This is a genomic window from Paraburkholderia madseniana, from assembly GCF_009690905.1.
Lineage (GTDB): Bacteria > Pseudomonadota > Gammaproteobacteria > Burkholderiales > Burkholderiaceae > Paraburkholderia > Paraburkholderia madseniana.
Window position 1 is genome coordinate 37,349 of sequence record NZ_VOSW01000023.1, and the last position, 23,485, is coordinate 60,833.

The window sequence follows — 23,485 nt, forward strand, 5'->3', positions numbered from 1 at the left end:
GGATGATATGACGGCGTTTGAGCAACGGACAATTTTGCTGACAGGCGTAAACGGCCAGGTCGGATTCGAATTGGCTCGCAGCCTTCAGGGTCTCGGCAAAGTCATCGCGCCTCGTCGCAGTGAACTTGACCTCGCCGACTTAGATCAGGTTCGCCGCGTGGTGAGGGAATTGAAGCCCTCACTGATCGTGAACCCGGCTGCCTATACGGCTGTCGATAAGGCGGAGACAGATGTCGACACTGCAATGCGGCTCAACGCCGAAGCGCCCGCAGTGCTCGCCGAGGAAGCGAAGCGTCTTGGCGCTCCGCTCGTGCACTATTCGACGGACTATGTATTCGATGGTACGAAAGACGGCGCTTATGTCGAAAGCGACGTCGTCAATCCCATCAACGTGTACGGACGTAGCAAGCTTGCCGGTGAGCAGGCGATTGCCGCCGTCGGAGGTGAGTACCTCATCTTTCGCACGAGTTGGGTGTACGGCATGCGCGGAAAGAATTTCCTTCTGACAATGTTGCGGCTCGGCTCGGAACGGGAGGAGTTGAGCGTCGTCGCGAATCAATTCGGCGCGCCTACCTGGTCGAATACGATTGCAACGTCTACGGCACATGTGCTGAGCCAGTCGATTGCGTCGAATGAGGAGGCTTGGTGGCGCGAGCACTCAGGCATCTATAATTTGACGTCCACGGGCGTCACGTCGTGGCATGGCTTTGCAGAAGAGATCTTCAAGTTTTCTGCGCTGAACAGCAAGCCGGTCGTAAAGTCCGTTCCGGCGTCCGCCTACCCGACGCCGGCAAGTCGGCCTGCTAATTCGTCTTTGTCGAATGACAAGCTTGCCGCTGCATTCGGTGTGCGTGCCCCCGACTGGCGTGAAGCATTGCAGCTATGCATGGCGGCACCTTGAGCCAGGCGCCGACTGCGCCCCGTGCCGGTGCGGTAGTCGTTTTTTTCAATCCGGACGAAGCGTGCATCGAGCGAGCTAATCGGCTCGCGTCGAAGATGCGCTGCGTCGTTGTCGACAATACCCCCGCCATTCGCTCGGCTGCCAGTCTTGGGCTGTCGGAAGCAGTCGAGTATTTGCCGAACGGCGAGAACGCTGGCATTGCAACTGCGCTGAATCAGGGAATCGAGGCGCTGAGGCGTGCAGGCGCCCAGATGGCGCTTTTGTTTGACCAGGACAGTGATCCATCGGCCACGCTGCTTTCGGATCTTCCTGCGGAAATCGCTAGGTCTAACGAATCGGGCGAGCGGGTTGCGCTTGTCGGGCCTGCGTACGATGACCCGCGTCTCGGTGGCGTCGCACCGTTCGTGAGATTTCGTCACTGGAAGCTCGAACGGCTGGCGCCTGAAGGCAACGAGCCAATCGATGTCGATTTTCTGATTACATCTGGCTCCTGTATCAATCTGCGCTACTGGTCCGATGTGGGGTCGATGGAAGAGGCGCTTTTTATTGATTTCGTCGATCTGGAGTGGTGTGTACGGGCAAAGCAGAAGGGTTACCGCATTCTGGGGCTACCGTGGATACGTATGCGGCACGAACTTGGCGCAGAGCCCGTGCGCATTTTTGGACGCCTGTATCCGATGCATGGGCCGTTGCGTCACTATTACCAGTTTCGCAATGTCATCGCTCTGCTCAAGCGGTCATACGTGCCGTGGAGCTGGAAAACCACGGAGCTGGTCAAGCTTCCCGTTAGGCTTGTGGTCTATTCGTTCTTCCCCGGCCAGCGCTCGCAGCACATCATGATGGCCTTGCGAGGCCTGCGAGACGGCTGGGCTGGTCGGCTGGGACGCCACTGACTTTACGACGCCTGGCCATTCGCTTGCGACGTTGCTCGCGTTCGGCGTGCTGGGCGACTTTATGACAAGGCGAGCATGATGGACGGTGCGGGCAAAGCGCTCGCGTTGCACCGTCCGTCACGCATTGAAGGAGTTTACATTGGAGTGTTACGCATGAACGTGCCGACGACCCGGACGGTTGACCCTCACGCGGCGATACCTTGCGGGCCTGTTTCCTTAGTTGCAGGGCTGTGGCGCAACCGCCAGCTTATCGCGCAGATGACGCGGCGGGAGGTGCTTGGCCGCTATAAAGGTTCCGCAATGGGACTGGCATGGTCTTTTGTCCAGCCGTTGTTCATGCTGACGGTCTATACCTTCGTGTTTTCCGAGGTGTTCAAGGCTCGTTGGGGCGGTGCCGGCGCTGTGCAGAGCAAGACCGAATTTGCTGTGCTGCTGTTTGTCGGGCTAATCGTGCTGAACCTGTTTTCAGAGGTGATTAACCGCGCGCCCTCGCTCGTCGTCGCGAACGTCAACTTCGTGAAAAAAGTCGTGTTTCCGATTGAAGTGCTTCCGGTTTCCGCAATGGGTGCGGCGCTGTTCCACGGTTGCGTCAGTGTGGCAGTGCTGCTATGCGCAATCCTCATTTTCAACGGCGGCCTCGCGTGGACGGTGGTGTTCTTTCCACTCGTGCTACTCCCGCTGGTTATTGTCACGTTGGGCTTGGCGTGGATTCTTGCTTCGCTCGGCGTTTTCTTACGCGACGTGGGGCAAACCATTTCACTGCTGACCACGGTCCTCATGTTTCTTTCGCCCGTGTTTTATCCCGTGACCTCGGTCCCGCCGCGCTTTCAGCCGTTCATCATGGCCAACCCCCTGACGTTCATCATCGAGCAGTCGCGCGATGTACTGGTTTGGGGGAAGATGCCTAACTGGCTGGGGCTTGCGCTCTACCTGATTGCAGCGTGTATCGTTGCGTGGGCGGGCTATGCGTGGTTTCAGAAGACAAGAAAGGGGTTCGCCGATGTCCTCTGACGATATCGCCATCGGCGTCCATCATCTCGCCAAACGCTATCAGATCTACGAAACGCCGCGTGACCGGCTGAAGCAGTTCGTGATGCCGCGCGTTCAGAGGCTGGTCGGGGCTCAGCCAAAGCACTACTTCAGCGAGTTTTGGGCACTCAACGATGTGTCCTTCGAAGTGAAGAGGGGCGAGACGGTCGGAATCATCGGTCGCAACGGTAGTGGCAAATCCACACTGCTGCAGATGATTTGCGGCACCTTAAGCCCGACGCAGGGCCATGTCGAAGTGAACGGCCGCGTGGCCGCCTTGCTTGAACTGGGCGCCGGTTTCAACCCGGAGTTCACTGGGCGCGAAAACATTTTCATGAATGGGACGCTGCTTGGGCTCAGCAAGCAGGAAATCGAAGCGCGGTATGACGACATCGTGGCATTCGCGGACGTCGGCATGTTCATCGATCAGCCTGTCAAGATGTATTCGTCAGGCATGTACGTGCGTGTTGCATTCGCGATCGCCGCGAGCATGGATCCGAGCATTTTGATCGTCGACGAGGCACTGGCCGTCGGCGATCTTGCATTCCAGGCTAAGTGTATGGTCCGGCTTCGCGAGCTGATGGACCGTGGCACGACGGTATTGTTCGTGAGCCACGATATGAGCAGCGTGCGCAATATCTGTAGCAAGGTGCTGTGGCTGAGGCAGGGGCGGACGGTGGCGTATGGGGATCCTAAAGAAGTGGTCGGGGCTTACGTCGGCGAGATGAATCTTGAGATCAATCGGATTTCGAGAGGCAAAGTTGTTGAGGCCGAGCCTCAAGTCGAAGAGGACTTCGTTCAGGATGCCACCCCGCAAGAATCGGTGGCGTTCCTCGACGGTCACAGCCGCTACGGAGACGGTCGAGCTACCATTTTGGACGTCACGCTGATGGATCAGCACGGATGCAGAACGGAATTGCTTGAATTGCACGAGCCGTACAAGCTTAGAGTGATTGTCAGGGCGAACACCAATATTGAACGTCCGGCCATCGGATATTCCCTGCGCGACTTCAAGGGGAATCAGATCGTTGGGGCCATGAATTCCAACTTTCCCCACGTCGATATGCCGTCGTTCGAAGCGGGCAAGACCTATTGCATTGATATCGCCGGCGTCAATACGCTGGCTCAAGGTGGATATACCGTCAATGTCGGAGTCGAGAACATTGTTCAGCAGAACAAGGTTCATCAATATCTCGACGTGCTGGAAAACGCGCGAGTATTTCAAAGCACCTTTGGCTCGAATGCTAAGAATATCTTCCCGGCTATGGTCTGGCAGGATGTCGCGTTCGAAATCAAGGAACTTAGCGCGGGCATTGCAGCGTAAAGCGAACGTATCATTGGTAAAGGAATGAGCATGGCGTCACCCAATCCGTTTGAACATATTGGCTTCGATGATTTTCGGCGCTTCGCGCAGGACGAGTCGATGTCCAAATATGAGCGCATCGGGTTTCCTGACTCATATCGTCAAGGCTACGAAGCGGCTATCTTCGAAGACATTTGTGCAAAGCTGACCAACCTGAAGACGGACGGCCGCAAAGTTGTCGATATCGGTCCGGGCTGCAGCGACTTGCCCAGGATGCTGATTGATCTGTGCGCGGCGAAAGGTCATCCCTTGACGCTGATCGACAGTCAGGAAATGTTGAACCTCCTCGAAGACGCACCCTTCATTGAAAAGGTGCACGCGATGTATCCGCAATGCCGGGACTGGATTGCGGAGCAGGCTGGCAAGGTCGACGTGATCTTGTGCTACAGCGTGCTGCACTACGTCTTCGTCGATGCCAGCTTCTTCCGCTTTCTTGACGCATCGCTGTCGTTGCTGGCGCCCGGCGGGCAGATGCTGATCGGTGACATACCCAACATCTCGAAGCGCAAGCGTTTTTTTCTCAGTGAAACGGGGGTGCGATTCCACAAGGATTACATGAAGACGGATGAGGCGCCCGTCGTCGAACTCAATAAGGTCGAGCACGATCAGATCGACGATGCCGTCGTGATGTCGCTCGTCCAGCGGGCGCGCGCCCAAGGGTTCGATGCCTATGTGTTGCCCCAGGATCCGGCGCTTCCGATGGCTAACCGGCGCGAGGACATCCTCATTGTCAGACCTTGAGAGCACGACATGACGAAGACGAAAAAGCTGGTCATTCTCGGCGACAGTGCCTTCGCGGAGGTCGCTTACGAGTGCTTCACGCATGACTCGGAATATGAAGTCGTTGGATTCTCCGTCGACTCGGCATTCCTTGGGCGCGATCAGTTGTTTGGCTTGCCTGTCGTGCCGTTTGAGGAGGTCGAAAGTTTCTTCGATCCAGCAGAGGTCGAGTTCTACGCGGCGCTCGTCTATTCTCAGCTCAACCGACTGAGGACTCGCTTTTACGATATGGCAAAGACAAAAGGGTACCGACCAGCCAGTTACGTGAGTAGTCGAGCATTCGTGTGGCCTAATGTGGTCCTCGGCGAACACTGTTTTGTTTTTGAAGACAACACGATCCAGCCGTTCGTCAAGATTGGCAACAACGTGGTGCTTTGGAGCGGGAATCACATTGGTCATCATTCGGTGGTCGAGGACAATTGCTTTATTTCCTCGCATGCGGTGATCTCTGGATTCTGCACGGTCGGGAGGAACACATTCATCGGCGTGAATTCCGCACTTGCCAACAATGTCGTCGTCGGTGCCGACAATTGGCTTGGCGTCGGAGTCAATATCCTTAAGGACACGGATCCTGATTGCATTTTCAAGGGTGAGCAGCCGGATGCAGCGAAGGTATCCGCGCGACGATTTTTCAAGGTAAAGACATAAGGTGCAATGACGTGGACTTACTCTGTGGACTCCATGGACGCAAACTTTGTAGCGCCAGTCATTTTGGCAAACGGGGTTCGTGCGACGCGGGGTTGATCTCGTGACCATCGACGTGAATTGCTATAAACCGTCGCTGACGGAAGCGTGGGATACGTTCTGTACGAACGCGGTCAATAGCACGTTTCTGCACACGCGCCGATTCCTCGCATACCATGGCGACCGCTTTACGGATGCCTCTGCCGTGCTCATGCAGGCAGACGTAATCGTCGGCGTGTTTCCTGCCGCTGTGTCTCCCGTTGATCGCTCGATGGTCGTTAGCCATCCTGGTATTACCTACGGTGGCATTGTCCATGACGGCGCCCTGTGCGGTGCCAAGATGATCGAGGCATTGGGGCAACTACTGAAGCATTATCGGGCGGGTGGATACGAACGGCTGAGGTACAAGGTGGTTCCCCATGTGTACCAGATTCGGCCGGCGCAGGACGATCTTTATGCCTTGTTCCGGATTGGCGCACAGCGGTCGCGCTGCGACTTGTCGTGCACGATCGAGCTGCACGATCGCGCCAAGCCGTCCGAGCGCCGCAGGCGCGGGCTTAAAAAAGCGCTGAAGTCGGTTCTGGTTCAGGCAGGCGCGGAGCAGGTGCGGCCATTGTGGCGAGTGCTGACGGATAACCTGGCTCGCAAGCACAACGCGGCTCCCGTTCACAGTGCGGAAGAAATGGAGCGGTTAGTCGGGCTTTTTCCCGGGATGATCGAGCTGTTTTGCGCCACAATCGGTGGACATGTCGTGGCAGGGGTCGTGGTGTTTAAAACGCGCACGGCATGGCACGCGCAATATATTGCGGCGAGCGAGGCTGCTTATTCTGTGTCTGCGCTTGATGCAGTGTTCGATCACGCCATTGCCGAGGCAACAGTGGCCGGAGTCCGGTATTTCGACTTCGGTACGAGCAACGAGTGTCAGGGCACGGTTCTGAATGAAAACCTCTACCAGTACAAGCATGAGTACGGAGGTGGGGGCGCCGTGCACGAGTATTACGATGTCGATTTATTAGGTGCTCAGAATGTCGGTCTCTGATTGCAAGATTCTTAATTTCCCCAAGATCGCAGATCCGCGGGGGAATTTGACTTTCCTTGAAGGTGGCCGTCATGTCCCCTTCCACATCAAGCGAATTTTCTACTTGTACGACATTCCGACCGGGGCGGCTCGTGGCGCGCATGCGCACAAGCAATTGCACCAGTTGCTAATCTGCCTGTCTGGCAGTTTCGATGTTGCGCTCGATGACGGGGCGGAAAAGAAGATGGTTCACCTGAATCGTCCGTGGCAAGGGTTGCATATCCCACCCATGATCTGGGCGGCCGAGATGAATTTCGACCCCGGATCGGTGTGCCTAGTCCTGGCGTCAATGGAGTTCAACGAGTCTGACTATTATCGGGATTACGACGAATATCTTGCTGCCATCCGTTCTCGTTGAGTTTTCCTGCGAGCCAAGGGCGGTAGACGATTCAGCCCACGGTCCCTTGGCAAAGGCGGAGATCGCTCGCAGTCGGTAGGGCCGATGTGTCGTTCAAGCGATGTGCTGGCATCGGTTTTTGCATCGCCAATCGCTATCTGATGCGGAACTTCCGGCTGAGGCGATTTTATTCGAGAGTAAGGAACACAATTGTGAAAGTGCCATTTCTTGATGTTCGCAGCGCCTATCTAGAGCTTAAGCCCGACCTCGATCAGGCCATTGCCCGAGCTCTCGATTCCGGCTGGTATATCTTCGGAGAAGAGGTCGCGCGATTCGAGAAATCGTTTGCCGAGTACACGGGTACCCGGTCTGCGATCGGCGTCGGCAACGGTCTTGATGCCCTGCGTATCACCCTGATGGCGATGGGGGTGTCTGAAGGGGATGAAGTCATCGTTCCTTCCAATACCTATATTGCGACTTGGCTGGCTGTTTCGCAGTGCGGTGCGCGTCCTGTGCCTGTCGAACCCGACGCGGACACCCTTAATATCGATCCGCAACTTATCGAGCAGGCTATGACCAGCAAGACCAAGGTCATTCTGCCCGTGCATCTGTACGGGCAGCCGGCGCAAATGGGGCCGATCCTGGACCTGGCTCGCCGCACGGGCGTTAGCGTCCTTGAAGATGGCGCTCAGGCACACGGTGCCCGCTACCGCGGCGAACTAATTGGCGGCCACGGCGACGCCGTGACGTGGAGCTTCTATCCTGGTAAGAATCTTGGCGCATTCGGCGATGCGGGCGGCGTGACGACTAACGACGCTGAACTCGCTGAGCGGATCAGGACCATTGCGAACTATGGTTCCAAAGTGAAATACGTCAACGAGTTGTGTGGGGTGAATAGCCGGCTCGATCCCATCCACGCCGCGGCGCTTGCCGTCAAGCTGCCGTATTTGGAGGACTGGAACAAGCGTCGCGCAGAAATTGCCGAGTTCTATCAGCGCCACCTGCAAAACGCGAATGTGCGAGTGCCTATTCCGCATCCGGATTGCACATCTTCGTGGCATCTGTTTCCCGTCTTTTCGCAGCGACGCGATGCGTTGCAGGCAAGGCTGAAGGAGGCTGGTATCGAGACGCTGATCCATTACCCCATTCCTCCTCATTTGCAGCAGGCATACCGGTTCCTCGGGTTCGAAAAGGGTGCCTTTCCCATTGCCGAAGCAATGGCCGTGACGGAGCTCAGTCTGCCGATCGGCCCTCATATGACGCTCGAGCAGGCAGCGTATGTTTGTGAAATCATCGCGGATTTCGAGTAATGCAAGATCTTGATCTCGACCGATTGCAAGAATCCGTCGTGAAATGTATTTCCCAGTCGCAATATGGCGATGCGATGGTACGCATCAAGTTGTTTGTTGAACACGTCATCAACGACCCGGAGTCCATCGCAGTCGTTTTCGCGAGTCGTGAGCTCGATACCTTGTGTCGCATGCTCGCGGACGCCTACTATAGCAATCACTATGAGCGTGTGAGCGAGGGGCGAGGCACCGTCATTCTGGCATCTGAACTGGTCAGAGCCGGTGGGCATGCCGAACTGATCAAGGACTATTTGGCCCTCCAACTGTTCGAGGGCCCGGTGCGTGTCGCCTTGACAGATGTGTTCAACCGCATTGATCACGCCACGATCCATGAGTGGGAGGCCCTGCTCGGCTGTGAAGTGTTTATCGCGACCGCCACGGGGCTCGAAAGCAAACTGGATGCACTGGCCGCGAAACTTGGCGAATGGAATCCCTCGACCATTTTGACGTTGGGTCACAATCAGGACGTCGTATCCATCGTGGCGGCCCACTTTCCAGGCGCCATCAACCGATACTATATCCACCACGGCGACCATCATTTGTCGCTCGGTGTGACGTGCGAAGCATTTCAGCATGTCGATCTGCACAACATGTCGTATGAACTGTGCAGGAACGAGATCGGAGTGGTCCAACAGCGTTATTGGCCACTCAGTGCTGTCAGACCGTCAGAGCGCAAGACGAGATTCTTGGAGCGCGGAGCCTTGACGAGCTGTTCATGCGGGCGAGCGTCGAAGTTCGAGTCGGGATCGTACGCTGTATCCTATGAACGCGCGGTGGCTTGCATCCTGAATGCCTCGCACGGTTACCACGTGCACATCGGGGAGCTGCCCGAAGCGTTTCTGCAAAAAATCTACGAGACACTCGATGCCGAGAATGTGAGTCGTGATCGCTTTATCCACATCGAGTGGGTTCCTTCGCTGTCGAGGGCGCTGATTGAATATTCGGTGGATGTGTATGTCAGCTCGTTCCCTCTTGGTGGTGGAAAAGCATTGATTGAAGCGATGTCTGTCGGCGTTCCCGTCGTCACGCATGAGTCATACCGCTCCCGGTTTCATGGTGGATGCGAACTCACCTATCCTGATAGTTACACGTGGAGAAGATACGAGGAGCTTATTCGTATTTTCGAGCAATGGAACGAGCCGTTACTGAAACAACACGGCGAATTCGCGCTGAGTCATTTCGAGTATTACTACTCGAAGGAAGCTTTCTTAAAAGCTTTTGCCAAGGGGGCGAATGAGGCACCTGAGGTTCCGCCTTTGCGTACCTACCATGGGAACTCTCTGCAAAACTACCTGGATGCCAGGCAGCAGCGGGAGCTGGCGATGGCGAAGCTCGAATCTGAAAAGAACAGAATATTCAGCGAATGGAAGAAACTTCTTGCAGGGTATGAAGAGCATATCGAGACGATCGGGAAGCAACAAGCGGTTATTGAGCAGCTGATGCGCGAAAAAGAGAAGGCAGAAACATCCCTTCTAGAGCAGGAGGCCATTTCTCGCCAACTTCGGGACGAATTCGTTCGGCTGTCATGGAAATGGAAAGCCAGGAATCGAATCGCAGTAATGCTCAAAAAATAAAATTGCTCCAGATTGTGTCATTCTCAAATCCGTTACATTTTGTTTTGGTGTGAACCAGGTGAAAATATTCAAGAGTCTATTTAAAAAAGATAGTCAAACGATTGGTGCTCAGCGAATAGAGGCGCCGTCGGACTTCGACCCGGACGCTTACTTGAAGCTGAATGTCGATGTTCGCGACGCGGGTGTCGATCCCATTCAGCACTATATCGATCACGGCCGTGCTGAAAAAAGAATCTACCGATTCCCGCCGCTCAAATATGCCGAGAACAAGGCGTTCGATCCCGCACGCGAAACTGTTTTGCTTGTGACTCACGAGTGTTCGCTGACGGGCGCGCCCGTTCTCGTCTATAACATGGCGGAGGTGTTGTCCCGCTCCATGAACGTGGTCGTGCTTTCGCTTGGGCCGGGCATGCTCGAGGCACTGTTTGAGGAACTCGCTATTTCCTATGTGCCGGCACATTATGCGCGCTTCAGCGGCATGCATGCCGAGCACGTTGTCGAGAGCCTGGTGCGCTGCTTCAAGCCCGCTTTTGCCATCGTAAATAGCATCGAGTCGCAGTTGGTCGTCGAGCCGCTGGGGAAAGCCGGGATTCCCACAGTGAGCCTGATTCACGAATTCGCGTCCTGTTATCCCGATCCGCCATCGCTTTTCAAGACCATGATGACGGTTCCGCAACAAGTCGTCTTTTCCTCGGAAATCACTTACAAGGATGCGGTTCGCTTCGTCGACGACTACAGGCCGGAGAAGATTCACGTCTTGCCTCAGGGGCGTTCCAGCATCCCGGGCAAGCGCGTTAAGGATGAGCCCGCGCTAATGGAACAGCAAAGGCTGCGTTCAATCTTGCGGCCTGACGTTGAGCATTCGAGGAAATATGTGGTACTCGGTGCCGGTTCGGTGAACTATCGCAAGGGCGTCGACCTGTTCTTGCAGTGCGCACGTCAGATCTTATCGAAGGTCGGCGAGGATCAATGCCGGTTCGTCTGGATCGGTCAGGGCTATGAGCCAAGAAAGGATGCCGCATATTCGGTGTACTTGGAAGACCAGATCATGCGCGCCGGTTTGACCGGATCTGTTGAGATCATCGATGAGACGACCGAAATCGAAACGGCATACGAGTTGTCGGATCTTTTCCTGCTGAGCTCAAGGCTTGATCCCTTGCCGAATGTCGCAATCGATGCCATGTTCTTCAACAAGCCTTTGCTTTGCTTCGACAAGACGACGGGAATTGTGTCGTTTCTGGAGCGCGCTGGTTTGAAAGACCTATGTATTGCGGACTACCTCGACGTCGAGGATATGGCTGAGAAAGCGAGCCGATTGCTTCTTTCTGCCGACCTAAGATCGCAAGTGGCCTCGCAGCTCTCGATGCACCTCGCCGACTGCTTCGACATGGAGCGATATGTCAACGAGGTCGTCGCGTTGGTCAGGCCCGTCCCGATCGCTGGGTGATTCCAAAATGGCTGACTTGGTCGCGAGTTTCGGACTAGGCACGATATCGCATATTCGAACACTGATTACATTACTTGAGAGACTACGCTATGAGTCACGATGTTGACGCGTATGCAGCCCTACAAAATTATGTGTCACCCTACGATCATTCGAGTTTGGTTATCCAGGCAGAAGGGCTCGCTGGAGCAGGGCGGATACATCAATTCCTTTCGGGACTCGACAGCGATGTGCCGATTCCCGATTTTCGCGACGCCGGGACGCTTGAAGAGGGGGGGCAGACTTCCCTTGCGATGTACGATTTTGAAGGTGCGCGCCAAGTGTACCGAAACTTTCTCTCGTGGATGTTCCGTACCTTCCGAGTAGACGAGACAGAATTCCGAAACGATTTGATTCGCCGTTTGCGTGTTTCGGATGGCGCGCATGTGCTTATCACCGGTTGTGGAAACGGCGACGATGTATTGGCTGCGCTCGATGCAGTCGGCCCTACTGGCCGAGTCTATGCGTCTGATCTTGCACCCGAAATGGTCGTCGCTACGCATGCGGCGCTCGCCGAGAAAGGGGGAGACGCACTTGCTCGCACGAGTCTTTCTGTTTGCAATGCGGGCAGCTTGCCGTTCGAAAACGACTTCTTCGACGCAGCTTTTCATTTTGGCGGCATCAATCTTTTCGACGACATCAAGGGCGCCATTCACGAGATGACTCGCGTGACCAAAGAAGGCAGGCGCGTGGTGTTTGGTGACGAAGGGGTCGCGCCATGGTTGGCCAATACCGAATATGGGCGCATGGTGATCGCAAACAACTACCTTTGGGCGCATCATGCACCGATCGACCTGCTTCCTCACGCAGCGGTCGACCCCAGCCTTAGCTGGGTACTCGGGAATTGCTTCTACCTCATCGACTTTGAAAAGTGTTCTTCAGGGCCGGTCATCGACCCCGACGTGCCCCACGTCGGTCGTCGTGGTGGCACGATGCGCTCGCGATACTACGGGCAGCTGGAGGGAGTGTCTCCCGAACTAAAGGAGGTAGTGCTCAAGGTCGCAGCAGAGCAGAAGACGAGCGTTGCCGAGTGGCTTGAGCGCGCAATTCGTGAATCGATTGACCGAAATCCCCGCAAAGTTTAGCAAGTCTGCGCCAACGCAAATTGCGTTGCGGGGCAGGGAAACAGCTCATCAGGGAAGGCGGAGGGTTAGCGGCGCAATCTAGCGCGAGGGCATGCGCCGCTCCCGCCAGTCCTTGGCGTGCGTCGCGGGGGACCATCGAAAGCCCAGATATTTCAGAACGTTCGGATCGGTGGGCGCGGGCATTCCAGTGCTTTCAAGTGCGGTCTGCAAATTCACCTGTTGTGCGAGGAACGGCAGGCCGATGAGGTGGTTGACGGCTCGACGAACGTCGGTCGACACGTTAATTCCGCCCCGGTGATAGAGCATCGCGTCCAGCACGATAAACGATCCGGCGCGAGCCGCTATTTGCTTTTCATGGCGAGACGCGAATTGGTCAGTGGGGAATTCTTCGATGTGATGCGTCGCAGGGAGTACAAAGGATGCACCGTTTTCGTTCGTGAATTCATCGACGCATAGCAACGCATTGAACGCGATCGTTTTCGAACTCGTCCAGTGCTGATAGCTAAGGTCACGATGCCACTTCACCTGATAGTTCTGGCGGTCAGGTCGATTGATGATGCCATTCTGCTGCATGAGTACGAATTCACTGCCTAGCAGTCTGGTCGCGAGCTTCATCAGATTTGGAGCGGTCGCGAGGGTCAGGAAGTCGGGATCATAAGCGAGCGTACAGCGCGCGATGTCGGTGTCGCTGATGCTCGCGAGTGCTTGCTCATCTCCAAATTCGCTAATCTGCGCCTGATAAATCCGGTCGATTCCCGATTTGAGCCTTTCGATAACATCGGCAGGAAGACCGCTGTCTAGTATCGTGTAGCCATTGATACGCATTTCAGCTACCGCTTCGTCGATCGCGTCTTCGGACGCAAGCCGTTGTGTTACTCCGTGAGTCAACACTGCCATGTCAGGGCCTTTCATGTCTGGGTTTTGCTCGTGCAATCTAAGGGGTGGTGAGTTCTGCAACCGCGAATCCCTCACGACCGAACCCGTTGCCGTTGTAAAAGCAGTAGGTCTTATTGTGCGCGGTTATCAAAGCGGTGTAGGACATGCCGTCGGAGTCAAATGATCCCGGAGAAACGTCCAGTCCGAGCTGGTCATCCATTCGGTTCCAGTGAAGTCCGTCGTCGGACTCAGCGTAACCGAGGCGATATGCAGCGAGGGAGATCCGTCGGATAGAGTAGTAGATCTGGTACTTGCGCTCTGGCGTTTTTGTGATCCAGGGACGTCCTATCCCATGTTCATCCGCTCCAAAGCTCATGCAGGCTAGGCCTTCGCTACCCCAACTGATTCCGTCGGCCGATTCAAGATACTTCAGCGAGTAGCGAGGCACCTCTTTGCCATTGACGATTTCCCAGGTCGAACCGGCCGTGTACCACATTTGATATCCGTGCTCTGTCGGCATGACGAACGGAGCGCAGCGAAACATGGATTCCGCCGGGGTAGGTCCCAGAATCGGTGAATCTTGTACCCGCACAAAGCTCTGGCCGTCGTCGAAGCTTTGAGCCAGGCCCATGAATATCTGATATCGAACAGAGTCGGAACGTCCAAAACCCGAGTAGTACATCAGCAAGGTTCCGTCCGGATTGCGCAGCACTTGCGCAGCCACGATGCCCCGCTCGTCGAACGCTCCCGGCGCGCCCGTTTGCATCAAAGGGCCCGTTGACTTCGCGACGATCCTTGTCGGGTCCAATGCGTCGACATCAACGAAGTATGGCCGTCCGACATTATCCGCATCGCAAATGGTGAGAAAAATGCGGATGGTGTGATCGTTGATGAGCAAAGGGGTCGGAACCATGGCTCGCACAGTACCGGCCGGGGCATCCCGATCGGTGTGATAGACGAGCCCACGTTTAAGCCATTGCATATTCAGGAAAATCCCCGAATTGAAACGGTCATTATAGCGGCCCGGTCCCGGGTTTTATACGGGTGCACGGGATGACGGGAGCCTGCTTACCGGAGCTTACCGCCGAGCCAAACCGACCCCGCCGTGGCTATACAAGGGAGGTCAGACGGGGTCTAATACGGGTTTGCCAGCAAAGATGCTGGCAGCGGCGCGTGTCGGCGACTATGGTTTGGCGCTGTCATCCCAGCGTCGGCGCATGATTCACCAAGGCATACACGACGGTGAGCGCTTTCCGTGTCACGAATTTTGTGGTGAATCACGGTTAAAGTCCAGCTTATCTGGACAGCGGCGAAAGACGTCGGCGCAAGAAATTAGTCCGGCGACTAAATGTAATATCAGGAAAAGCGAGATGATTGGCGATTTGTTTGACCTTGGAGCTAAGGCGTTTATTCTGTGTAGCCTCGATGACAGGAAAGAGCAGGCAAAGCCGATCATTTTCCTCCATGTCGCCAAAACTGCGGGTTCATCTTTCCGGGAGGAACTCGCTGAAAGATTTCAGCCCTCCGAGAATGTGTTTGTCGATTTTTCGAAAGTCGAATTACCCATTGATGGGAAGAAGTACGCGGCGATATTGAACAGCAATTTGCTGGAGTTGAACGATCGCCGTATGGCGCGGTGTCGAATGGTTTCTGGACATTTTTCCTACGACCAGATCGTCGAAAAGGAGAATCTGGTTCAGGCGAGGTTGGTGACGTTCATTCGGCATCCCATTTCCAGGCTCGTCTCTTTTTATAAATACCATAGCTCGAGCGCGCATCCGGATAACGCTTCGTTCAAGAAAAATTATCCGACGTTTCGTCATCTCGTTCAGGCTCCCGATAATATAAACGGGATCTGCCGTCAGCTGACACCGGGTATTTCCAGCAACGGTACGGATGCGGCTGAATGGATCAAGCGGAATTACTATTGGGTTGGTATGCAGGAAAACTACGTCGCATCCGTCAAGTTGCTGTTCGCGATGAACGGTATGAGGTTTTCTCCGCGTCATAATGTCAGGGTCTCCGATTCCAGTTATGCCGATGTCGATGCTGAGGATATCCGGCTGGCGGAGCAATTGAACGCTGTGGATGTTCAAATGTATAACAATCTGGTTGAGAGCTTTTCCCCGCGATGGGAGGAGATCTATCACCAGACTGACTATGATCGGGTTTTCAGGGCTTATCTCGAACACCAGGGCTAGCGCTTGAGAACATGTTGCCGGAACTCCGATTTTAATCAAATCGGTGCGGGTGGTGAAAACCTGCAGCAACCCGGAAATTTGTTGCTTGCGCGACTGCCGGATTTACGACTTCAACGCTGGATGTGATAATGACGAAAAGCAAAATTCTTAACATTCGGCGCAGTGACGCTGTTATATACATACTGTTTGCCGCGCTGTTGGTATTGTTTATCTACCAGTCCGTGCACTGGCTAGTCAAATATCGGTTTGGTCAATCACTGGATATCGACGAGTCTGGCTACCTGGCGCTATCAGTCGCGTTTGCAAAAGCCAAGATATACGGTGGTTGGACCGGCTGGTTGCACGCGCTTTCCGCGCCGCTTGGTTTCGCGCCGCTCGCGCCCGTTGTCGCATCATTGGCGATGGTTGCTTTTGGAGTCAACGAAAACTACGGATTCCTTTGCAATGTTGGCTTTGCTGTTGGCACGTTGGCATTGATGTTTGTCGTACTTAGGCGCTCGTCATTGCCGCATGCGTTGCTCGCTTGCATTCTATTGGCTTCGTTGTCGAACTTCGTGGTGTTCAGCCGTGGTTTTCAATTTGTCACGGCAACGACGTTTTTCTTCTTTGCCAGTTTCGCTTGTTTCGTCCTTTCTGACGGCTTCCGACGTAGTTCCTATTCCGCGCTGGTGGGTGCGGCTCTCGGATGCATGATCCTGTCGAGGACGATGGCGTTAGCCTTCCTGCCGGCATTTGCTTTTTCGTTTCTCATTTACCTCTACCTCGCGCGCGGCTTTTCGCGGGAAACACTAAAGAATATCGTGTTATCGATTATTGTGTTTCTCATAGTCGCGTTGCCTTGGTATGTGAGAAATTTTTCCAGTGTATTTGGATATTTGTTTTCGTTTGGCTACGGTGCACATGCAGCGGAATATGGACATTCGCAAGGGGTATTTACCTGGGCGAATCTGAGTCTGCGCTTTCGATGGATTTTTGTTCAGATGCGTTTGCCTCACTTCTTTTTTATCGTCCCAATTTTCCTTGTCGGGCTGTCGTCTGTGCTCTTGCGGAGAAAGAGAGGCGTCACGAGTAATTTGATTCTTTCAGGCTCCGCGCTTTGTCTTGCCTGTTTTGGTGTGCTTTGGACAAGTCAAAATATGGGGACTGGATTTGATTCACCTATCTATACCGTCATGGTTTTTTGCGTGGCAACGTGGCTTGGAACAATTGGATTGCGATGGCTTCAGGTCGCATATTTCGCATTATCCGTAGGCTTTTTTGCGGTAGCCGCTTATGCCCACCAGGATCTCTATCGCTGTGTGGGAATGTCGAAGCCGTTCGCCGAAGGTTTTGGTGGTGACGACGCTTGGACCGGCCCATTGCTCGATTGTGGCACCTTGGTACATATGTCCCTGCAACAGAACGACTTTCCGCCCGAAAATCAGCCAAATTTTATTCTGGGTCGTGATGAGGCGATGGCCTGGCGCGATCTGAACAGGTCGGTTTCAAGTTATCTGGCAACGGAAGATTTCAATAAAGGTCCAGTTCTACTCCTTTCCCGTCACATGATATTGAATGTCAATTCAATTGGGTTGGAGATGATCAAGAAGTCCGGCTTTATGGTACCGATGGTTCAAGTCGACCCGGCTCTCCTTGAACCGAAACTGGAGTCGTATACGAGTTGGCTAGCTCAGTCTCCTCAAAATGCCGCGTGTTTCGCGCTGATGCTAAATGATCAACATGGAGAGTTCTCCCCGCGGGCGGATCTGGCTACGATGGGAAGTGCTTTGGAGTCTTCAGGATTCAAGCAGGTTAAGGATTTCCCAACACCTCGGCCGGGGCAGCATCTTGGTGTGTGGAAAAGAAATGTGGCGTCTTGCAACGCTGGCGTTGCAGCGAAATAAAGAAGCTCTATAAAAATCAGCTTGGATAGGTGGGTGTCCCGCCTGGATACCTGCCAAGGGGCTGACGTCTGTGTTCCGACAATTAGGTAATATGTGGAAAATTCACATAATTCTGTAGATGACCAGCCGTAAGGACGAGTTTTGCTTGCCTTTGCTACATGGATTGCGAGCTATTGCCGCGCTGTCTGTCATACTTCCTTACGGCCCGACCGTCAGGTCTGTCCAAGCCTTCAAGAACTATCTCGCCTGCTTCGGTGTTGACCTGTTTCTGGCTTTGAGCGCGTTCCTGCTGTCCGCAGGGGTGGAAATCTGGATCGATGAAGCGCTAGGGTTGTTCGAGACGGTCGAAGTGATTGGCTATCCGCAGGCGGTAACGGCCTGCTGCCCACTGATCTTCTCCGTCAAACAGTCTGAATTTGCCGCGCGAGTGCTGGGTTGAATGCCGTTACGATATCTCAGCAAGGTTGCGTACGGCATCTATGTCTTTCACCTTTTCGGCCTGTGGTTGTCGGAAGGAATTATGGAGCGTGTCGGCTTCGTATGCGCGACTTGCTGTCGGCATCCTTATAACGTTAGTGCTTGCCGGTATCTCATATCATCTGCAGGAACGTCCGTTCCTGCTCTTGGGGGAGCGATTCACGGTGGCTCAGAACCGTCCTGCATGAGCATGGCAGGCGTATACCAGTTGGAAGTTGTATGAAGAAACTTGATAGCTTGACGGCACTTCGGTTTTTTGCGGCGGCTTCGATTGTTATTGAACATAGCAAGAGTGCATTCCGCTCGATGGACTGGATTCCGCATTTTCATTATGACTTCGGTGTCAGTTTCTTCTTCGTGCTCTCGGGGTTTATCCTTTGTTATACCTATCGCGACTTCGATAGTGTCGGAAGCGTGCGCCGATTTTATGTGGCTCGAATAGCACGGGTTTGGCCGTTGCACCTGTTCATGCTTGGCACATTCCTCGTAGTGATTCCGATTCAAGGTTGGTTTTTTGGTGGAACTGATGGTCATCACGTGGCAATATTCTTGGTGAATATTTTCCTAATTCACGCTTGGATCCCGATTATTGCATTTTTCTTCAGTTTTAATGCGGTTTCTTGGAGCATTTCTACTGAGGCATTTTTCTATCTGATGTTTCCAGTGTTGCGTCATCGCTGGGAGAGCACATGGCACTGGAAGTCCGCGATAGTTGCCCTTGTCGTGTTTGGTGTGTTGGCTGTGGCAAGCGTATATCGTGTTTCGCTGATTAATCCTCAAACGCCTCTAGCGGTATCTGCTGAAGGGATTGGCTACATTTCGCCGTTTGTCCGGATAATAGAGTTTTTGCTTGGAATGTTGACTGCAAGGGCCTTCGACGCAATCAGAAAGTGGGTGCTGCCTAGCGGGACGGCTGTGTGGACGGTGCTTGAGGTGTGTGCCATCGGTTTGATCGTTTTTATCGAAAGGCTCGCAGGTTACACTGCCTCTTCGCCGTGGGCCATATTTGGAGTTGAATGTACCGACGCGCCCGCTTTTCCGCTGTTGATATTGGTATTTGCGCTCGGCAATGGGCTAATCTCAAAGCTAATTTCTGCTCGCCCGCTTGTCATTTTGGGAGAGGCGAGCTTTGCCCTGTATCTATCTCATCAACTGCTGTTGAGGGTATTTGACAGCTATCGAGGCAGCCTAGGGGCCTCCGATTTCGCTCTCTGCACGGGATATTGGATAGCTGCGATAGCGATTTCACTTTTGCTGTGGGCGCTCGTCGAGAAGCCGGCTCGCAACCACATAAGGAGGCTTGGTTCCAAAAGCAAGCCGGTTTCGGTCGGCACCATTTAGCAATGGTTCGTAGGATATTCACCTTCACCTCTATCGCATCCGCATCGTTCCACAGCGGGCGCATCGCGCTGGTTGCTGTTGACTCGCACGAAGTAATGCGGGTATCACAGCAAGAAGCGGCCATTGCCGACCGATGCACCGAGCGCGGGCGCAACGGACCGCTGGGCGTCTGACAGGTGGAAGCTCTGGGGCGTGCTGCCTACTTGCTAACCAACGACGTCTTCGGACCAGCTATCACGGTGGGTATGGGCGCCGACTTTAACGTTAAGGCGGACCCCGTTGAGCCAATAGTATCACTCGATAGTTAGTGCGGCGCCTTATGAACACCCTTCGTCGGTAAGGACGACAGTCGGCACGTTAACCTTATTCGTGTACGAGTGCGCCGTCGGATTGGAGTTTGCTTAAAGCTCTTTACGACGTTGATTCCTCAACCACGTCTGTTGCTTCGTACGGCGAATACTGCAAATAAGCGAGCATTCGCACTTCTCTACGCCCGCGGCTTACAGTGTCCAATATCATGCCCGTCATCAGGCTCAACGATGACAGGATCACGAGGCTCACGGACAGGATTGCCGTCGGCAGCCGCGGAACGAGCCCAGTTTCCACGTAGTGCGCGAAAACCGGTTCGATCAGCACCAACGCGATTAACGTCAGCAGTACGCTAATGCAGCCGAAAAAGAACATCGGCCGCTCGTGCCGAATCAGCTTCATGATGAGCTTGAGGATTCGGTAGCCGTCACGGTATGTGTTCAGCTTGCTTTCCGACCCTTCCGGGCGACCGCGGTACGGACCCTCGACATGCGAAATCGGCATCGACAGTTCGAGCGCATGGATGGTCAGCTCGGTCTCGATATCGAAGCCGGCCGACAAGGCAGGAAACGACTTGACGAAACGTCGAGAGAAAACCTTGTAGCCCGAAAGCATGTCCTTGACGCGGTTGCCGAAGATCTTGCGCACGACACCCGTGAGCATGAGGTTGCCGAACCGGTGGCCGCCCCGGTAGGCCGCGTCCTCGGTTTCTCTACGGATGTAGTTAACCAGATCGAAAGGTCCCGACATGGCCGTGCGCAACATCTCGGGTGCGAGATCTGCCTCGTAGGTATCGTCGCCGTCGACCATGATGTAGTAGTCGGCATCGATGTCCCGGAACATTCTGCGCACGACGTGCCCCTTACCCTGCTGGGTTTCCTGCCGCACGATGGCACCCGCCTGCGCGGCGACGCTCGCAGTCCGATCGCGGGAGTTATTGTCGTAGACATAGATCGTCGCCTCGGGGAGGGCTTCCCTGAAATTACGGACCACCTTGCCGATGGCGACTTCCTCGTTGTAGCAAGGAATCAGTACTGCGATCTTGAGCGGCCTCATTGATGTTTCCTTTCGTGCGATTTCTTGTTCATGGCGGGCAATAGCAACGTGCCAAAACCGACGAGCATGGCAATCCATGCCCAGATCATATGCGGCGGCTCATAGCGGAAGACCACGCTGCTTTTGCCTGCGGGTAAAGCGATAGACTGGAAAAGGTCTTTATGCTCGGTAATCGGCATAAGTGAACCATTTATCTTGACTGTCCATCCGGGGAAGAACAACTCGCGCCGCAGCAACGTCGATGGGGCAGAGCAGTCCGCTGTCACGCGTTCGCGACCTTCTGCCGTCACGCGACACGATTGCCCAAGCTCTTCGAAATAGGGCTTCGGCTGGTTGAGTTCGTAGATGTTCATGACCTGATCGGCGTACACGGATTTGGCCAACGGCGCCTTGTCATCTTTTACAAGGAGCTTCACCTGCAATCCGTGACCCGTCAGTGCGCCCGCCGGTCCCTTGATTTGCTGGTCCTCGGCCGGCGAGCGTACGCCCGACATCCAGAGCACCAAGGGCTTGCTGCCGCCACTACGCGTCAAGCGGTAGTGGATCATGGATTGGGTTTCGACCGGCAGGTCACGCGTCATCGGGATATAGAACGTCGAATTATCGTTGGATTCCTTCAGATCCCGCTGTCCGCTCGCGCATAGGGCGTCAACGCAGATTTCGGCTGCCAGGATGCCGTCCGACGTGTTGCTGTAGTTGCCAATCAGGATGCCAAGCTGATCGATTGTCACAGGCTTGTCGGTCATGCCCGTTGACAACGTCCCCGTCACCGTGTCGCCAGGCATCATCTGCAGCGGCGAATGCGATGACGAGTCGGTCTTGCTAGGGAGGACCGCCATGAACGGATTGTCGCCGCTCGGCGCAACCACATACTTCACGCCGATCCATTCGTAGTTCTCGAGATTGCGAACCAGCTCCTGGCTCGGCGTCGGCACCGTTGATTCGGCAGCCCGATCGTTGCCGGTGAATAAGACGGGATCCGCATGAGAATCGAGATGCGCCGTTATCCAGTCCACCCATCGCTGGTTGATTGGCAGGTAATTGTGGTTGATCGCTGCAATGCCGAAGTAGGCGCCGTAGTTGGGTTGAATCGGGCCAAGCGAATAGATGCGATGCAGTCCAACGGATTTCTGCAAAAAGCTGATCGCCTCCGTGTCCACGTCGCCCGAGCGAGGGTTACTTAACGTCGCAACGGAAAACATCAGAACGCTGTCGACAACGAGGATCGCACTGATCGCGGCGGCAGCCCGGGCCGGACGGTAGCGCAGCAGGACCGTGCCGAAAGCGCCCACCGTTATCAGGCCCCACAGAACGGAAGCTACCGCCGCGTTTCGTATCGCAACGATCTCGCGCAGGTTGTGCCAGAGGGATGCCGTATAGAGCGCGCCAGCGAGTAACAGCAGCGCGGAAAGGATCGCAATCTGACGCCGATGGGTTGCTCGCTCGTGCGTCTGCTCGCGCAGGTTATCGATTGCCTGCGCCGCCAGGATGATCAAGGCTAGTTCCCACGTCGGCACCGCATAGCGGAAGAAGGCCGCTTGCGTGACGCCCGGAACCAGGTTCCACAGCGCGCTCACCACCGGGACGCCGAATGATTTGCCCAGTGCCGCGAGCGCCCACGCCAGAAGCAGCGAGGTGAGCGGCGTGCGGCGAAGTATGGCGCCGTATAGCGCGACGACAAGCACGATCAGACTGAGATAGCCTCCTATCGAGCCCCATATCGTCCCTAACCGGTCCCATGCCGACCCACCGACGGCAATCGGCCCAAATACATAAGGGAAAAGCAGGCTCGGTAATATGGCCGCCGGATCGAGCGCGACATTTGCGAACCCGCCGCCGTGGCCGCCGAGCCACGCATGAGGCAGAAATTCGAAGAAGGCGAGAATCTGCGGCGCGCACAACGCGAGACCGACCACGCCTCCGAACGCGAGATGCGTGAGGAACGCCAGCCTGCAACCGCGCGCTTGCCAAAGGCGCAACAGGCTCCATGCCAACGCAAACAGGCCGTTGAGATACGCAGTTTCGGGAAACCCGGCGATGACGCTCATCCACAGCGCGACGGCGAACAGCCGCCATCCGCCTCGGATGCCGGCCGCGGCTTTGGCGAACGCACGCTCTACCCCCCACAGCATCCAAGGCAAGAACGGAACAGGCAACGCAGGCGCGTGATCGAACCACGCGAGTGCGCCATTGAACGCAAACAGCATTCCCCCCGTTGCGGCCGCGAGCCGACTCAGTCCCAACTGCCGTAGCAGGCCGTACGCGCCCCAGCCCGAAATAATCTGAAGCAGGATATGCTGCAACAGCATGCCGTTTGGCAGCAGCAGCATTAACGTCGGTGGGAAGAATGCAGCGGGCTGATATTCGGCTGCGAGTGGCAAACCGACACCCGAGAAATAGTTCCACCAGGGAACGATTCCATCGAGCCAGTCCAGTGCGGTGCGATAGCCGAGCGCTTGCGCGGTGAAAGCGTTGTTTGGGTCGAGGTATGGAAAACCCTGCATCAGGCCGGGCCGATAGTTTCGCGCGACCCCGCCGAGATACAGCATCGGGTTTGCGTCGTAAAGACCCATGAGTCCCGGCAGCGCCGCGACAATGGGCAGCACAAAGAGTAAAAGCAACGGAACAGCATCCGTTCGCTGAATACGCCAAACAGTCGTCGACAAAAGGTAATCCTCGGGTGGAATTGGGAGTCGCCCGGCCATGCGGAGCAGGTCGTCCGACGTGCGTGTTAAACCCGGTCGCGGCGAGATATCTCGCCGCGACCGGCGCATGCCTTCTCAACG

At 55.2% G+C, this 23,485-nt stretch carries 20 protein-coding genes; 16 read left to right on the forward strand and 4 right to left on the reverse strand.

The genetic code is table 11. The features are described 5' to 3' along the window. Positions 1–7 precede the first annotated feature (7 nt). The 12 genes from rfbD (at position 8) to FSO04_RS14215 (ending at position 12,556) form a co-directional block, all read left to right on the forward strand. Complete coding sequence (rfbD, locus tag FSO04_RS14160) at positions 8–901, forward strand: dTDP-4-dehydrorhamnose reductase (RefSeq protein ID WP_154560327.1); 894 nt, start codon at positions 8–10, stop codon at positions 899–901. Further along, complete coding sequence (locus FSO04_RS14165) at positions 883–1,794, forward strand: glycosyltransferase family 2 protein (RefSeq protein WP_154560280.1); 912 nt, start codon at positions 883–885, stop codon at positions 1,792–1,794. Before rfbD ends, FSO04_RS14165 begins: the two co-directional genes overlap by 19 nt. A 153-nt stretch (positions 1,795–1,947) precedes the next feature. After that, the gene (locus FSO04_RS14170; RefSeq protein WP_154560281.1) at positions 1,948–2,805 is read left to right on the forward strand and encodes an ABC transporter permease; all 858 of its coding nucleotides are present in this window, start codon (positions 1,948–1,950) and stop codon (positions 2,803–2,805) included. Further along, positions 2,795–4,147 (forward strand): ABC transporter ATP-binding protein, encoded by a 1,353-nt coding sequence (locus FSO04_RS14175; protein ID WP_154560282.1) that lies wholly within the window; start codon positions 2,795–2,797, stop codon positions 4,145–4,147. Before FSO04_RS14170 ends, FSO04_RS14175 begins: the two co-directional genes overlap by 11 nt. A gap of 30 nt (positions 4,148–4,177) precedes the next feature. Further along, positions 4,178–4,927 (forward strand): class I SAM-dependent methyltransferase, encoded by a 750-nt coding sequence (locus FSO04_RS14180; protein ID WP_154560283.1) that lies wholly within the window; start codon positions 4,178–4,180, stop codon positions 4,925–4,927. 9 nt (positions 4,928–4,936) lie between these two features. Beyond that, a complete protein-coding gene (locus tag FSO04_RS14185; protein WP_154560284.1) occupies positions 4,937–5,614 on the forward strand; it encodes an acetyltransferase in 678 nt (225 codons plus the stop codon). 100 nt (positions 5,615–5,714) lie between these two features. Next, positions 5,715–6,689, forward strand: coding sequence for a GNAT family N-acetyltransferase (locus tag FSO04_RS14190; protein WP_168435681.1), 975 nt, complete (start codon positions 5,715–5,717; stop codon positions 6,687–6,689). Beyond that, on the forward strand, positions 6,676–7,086 hold the full coding sequence (locus FSO04_RS14195; RefSeq protein WP_154560285.1) for a sugar 3,4-ketoisomerase: 411 nt from the start codon (positions 6,676–6,678) through the stop codon (positions 7,084–7,086). The genes FSO04_RS14190 and FSO04_RS14195 overlap by 14 nt, the downstream gene beginning before the upstream one ends. Before the next feature lie 191 nt (positions 7,087–7,277). Then, positions 7,278–8,375 (forward strand): DegT/DnrJ/EryC1/StrS family aminotransferase, encoded by a 1,098-nt coding sequence (locus FSO04_RS14200; RefSeq protein WP_168435682.1) that lies wholly within the window; start codon positions 7,278–7,280, stop codon positions 8,373–8,375. Beyond that, a complete protein-coding gene (locus tag FSO04_RS14205) occupies positions 8,375–9,988 on the forward strand; it encodes a glycosyltransferase family 4 protein (protein WP_154560286.1) in 1,614 nt (537 codons plus the stop codon). Before FSO04_RS14200 ends, FSO04_RS14205 begins: the two co-directional genes overlap by 1 nt. Before the next feature lie 58 nt (positions 9,989–10,046). Next, a complete protein-coding gene (locus FSO04_RS14210) occupies positions 10,047–11,435 on the forward strand; it encodes a glycosyltransferase family 4 protein (protein WP_233464848.1) in 1,389 nt (462 codons plus the stop codon). Between the two features lie 89 nt (positions 11,436–11,524). Then, positions 11,525–12,556 (forward strand): class I SAM-dependent methyltransferase, encoded by a 1,032-nt coding sequence (locus FSO04_RS14215; protein ID WP_154560287.1) that lies wholly within the window; start codon positions 11,525–11,527, stop codon positions 12,554–12,556. 78 nt (positions 12,557–12,634) lie between these two features. Here FSO04_RS14215 and FSO04_RS14220 read toward each other — a convergent pair whose 3' ends face one another. Then, positions 12,635–13,513 carry a phytanoyl-CoA dioxygenase family protein gene (locus FSO04_RS14220; protein WP_233464849.1) on the reverse strand — a complete coding sequence of 293 codons (879 nt, stop codon included), beginning with the start codon at positions 13,511–13,513 and terminating at the stop codon, positions 12,635–12,637. Further along, positions 13,491–14,414: a glycoside hydrolase family protein gene (locus tag FSO04_RS14225; RefSeq protein WP_154560288.1), complete on the reverse strand. Its 924-nt coding sequence runs from the start codon at positions 14,412–14,414 to the stop codon at positions 13,491–13,493. Before FSO04_RS14225 ends, FSO04_RS14220 begins: the two co-directional genes overlap by 23 nt. Positions 14,415–14,802: 388 nt before the next feature. On the opposite strand from FSO04_RS14225, the gene FSO04_RS14230 reads away from it, so the two are divergent. The 4 genes from FSO04_RS14230 to FSO04_RS14245 all read left to right on the forward strand — a co-directional run bounded on the left by FSO04_RS14230 (position 14,803) and on the right by FSO04_RS14245 (position 19,334). Beyond that, the gene (locus FSO04_RS14230; RefSeq protein ID WP_154560289.1) at positions 14,803–15,633 is read left to right on the forward strand and encodes a sulfotransferase family 2 domain-containing protein; all 831 of its coding nucleotides are present in this window, start codon (positions 14,803–14,805) and stop codon (positions 15,631–15,633) included. 128 nt (positions 15,634–15,761) lie between these two features. Next, on the forward strand, positions 15,762–17,516 hold the full coding sequence (locus FSO04_RS14235; protein WP_154560290.1) for an ArnT family glycosyltransferase: 1,755 nt from the start codon (positions 15,762–15,764) through the stop codon (positions 17,514–17,516). Between the two features lie 118 nt (positions 17,517–17,634). Further along, positions 17,635–17,955 carry a hypothetical protein gene (locus FSO04_RS14240; protein ID WP_154560291.1) on the forward strand — a complete coding sequence of 107 codons (321 nt, stop codon included), beginning with the start codon at positions 17,635–17,637 and terminating at the stop codon, positions 17,953–17,955. Between the two features lie 257 nt (positions 17,956–18,212). Beyond that, positions 18,213–19,334 carry an acyltransferase family protein gene (locus tag FSO04_RS14245; protein ID WP_154560292.1) on the forward strand — a complete coding sequence of 374 codons (1,122 nt, stop codon included), beginning with the start codon at positions 18,213–18,215 and terminating at the stop codon, positions 19,332–19,334. Between the two features lie 411 nt (positions 19,335–19,745). On the opposite strand, the gene FSO04_RS14250 is transcribed toward FSO04_RS14245, so the two are convergent. Both FSO04_RS14250 and FSO04_RS14255 read right to left on the reverse strand, forming a co-directional pair. Continuing rightward, a complete protein-coding gene (locus FSO04_RS14250) occupies positions 19,746–20,699 on the reverse strand; it encodes a glycosyltransferase family 2 protein (protein ID WP_154560332.1) in 954 nt (317 codons plus the stop codon). Beyond that, positions 20,696–23,320, reverse strand: a complete 2,625-nt coding sequence (locus FSO04_RS14255; RefSeq protein ID WP_154560293.1) for a glycosyltransferase family protein — start codon at positions 23,318–23,320, stop codon at positions 20,696–20,698. Before FSO04_RS14255 ends, FSO04_RS14250 begins: the two co-directional genes overlap by 4 nt. Between the last annotated feature and the right edge of the window lie 165 nt (positions 23,321–23,485).

What these genes read in the sequence shown, in the direction of transcription:
- FSO04_RS14195 (WP_154560285.1), top strand. Translation starts at nt 6,676, where the DNA reads ATGTCGGTCTCTGATTGCAAGATTCTTAATTTCCCCAAGATCGCAGAT.
- FSO04_RS14245 (WP_154560292.1), top strand. Translation starts at nt 18,213, where the DNA reads ATGAAGAAACTTGATAGCTTGACGGCACTTCGGTTTTTTGCGGCGGCT.
- FSO04_RS14175 (WP_154560282.1), top strand. Translation starts at nt 2,795, where the DNA reads ATGTCCTCTGACGATATCGCCATCGGCGTCCATCATCTCGCCAAACGC.
- FSO04_RS14230 (WP_154560289.1), top strand. Translation starts at nt 14,803, where the DNA reads ATGATTGGCGATTTGTTTGACCTTGGAGCTAAGGCGTTTATTCTGTGT.
- FSO04_RS14165 (WP_154560280.1), top strand. Translation starts at nt 883, where the DNA reads ATGCATGGCGGCACCTTGAGCCAGGCGCCGACTGCGCCCCGTGCCGGT.
- FSO04_RS14185 (WP_154560284.1), top strand. Translation starts at nt 4,937, where the DNA reads ATGACGAAGACGAAAAAGCTGGTCATTCTCGGCGACAGTGCCTTCGCG.
- FSO04_RS14205 (WP_154560286.1), top strand. Translation starts at nt 8,375, where the DNA reads ATGCAAGATCTTGATCTCGACCGATTGCAAGAATCCGTCGTGAAATGT.
- FSO04_RS14180 (WP_154560283.1), top strand. Translation starts at nt 4,178, where the DNA reads ATGGCGTCACCCAATCCGTTTGAACATATTGGCTTCGATGATTTTCGG.
- FSO04_RS14250 (WP_154560332.1), bottom strand. Translation starts at nt 20,699, where the DNA reads ATGAGGCCGCTCAAGATCGCAGTACTGATTCCTTGCTACAACGAGGAA.
- FSO04_RS14170 (WP_154560281.1), top strand. Translation starts at nt 1,948, where the DNA reads ATGAACGTGCCGACGACCCGGACGGTTGACCCTCACGCGGCGATACCT.
- FSO04_RS14215 (WP_154560287.1), top strand. Translation starts at nt 11,525, where the DNA reads ATGAGTCACGATGTTGACGCGTATGCAGCCCTACAAAATTATGTGTCA.
- FSO04_RS14240 (WP_154560291.1), top strand. Translation starts at nt 17,635, where the DNA reads ATGACCAGCCGTAAGGACGAGTTTTGCTTGCCTTTGCTACATGGATTG.
- FSO04_RS14235 (WP_154560290.1), top strand. Translation starts at nt 15,762, where the DNA reads ATGACGAAAAGCAAAATTCTTAACATTCGGCGCAGTGACGCTGTTATA.
- FSO04_RS14225 (WP_154560288.1), bottom strand. Translation starts at nt 14,414, where the DNA reads ATGCAATGGCTTAAACGTGGGCTCGTCTATCACACCGATCGGGATGCC.
- rfbD (WP_154560327.1), top strand. Translation starts at nt 8, where the DNA reads ATGACGGCGTTTGAGCAACGGACAATTTTGCTGACAGGCGTAAACGGC.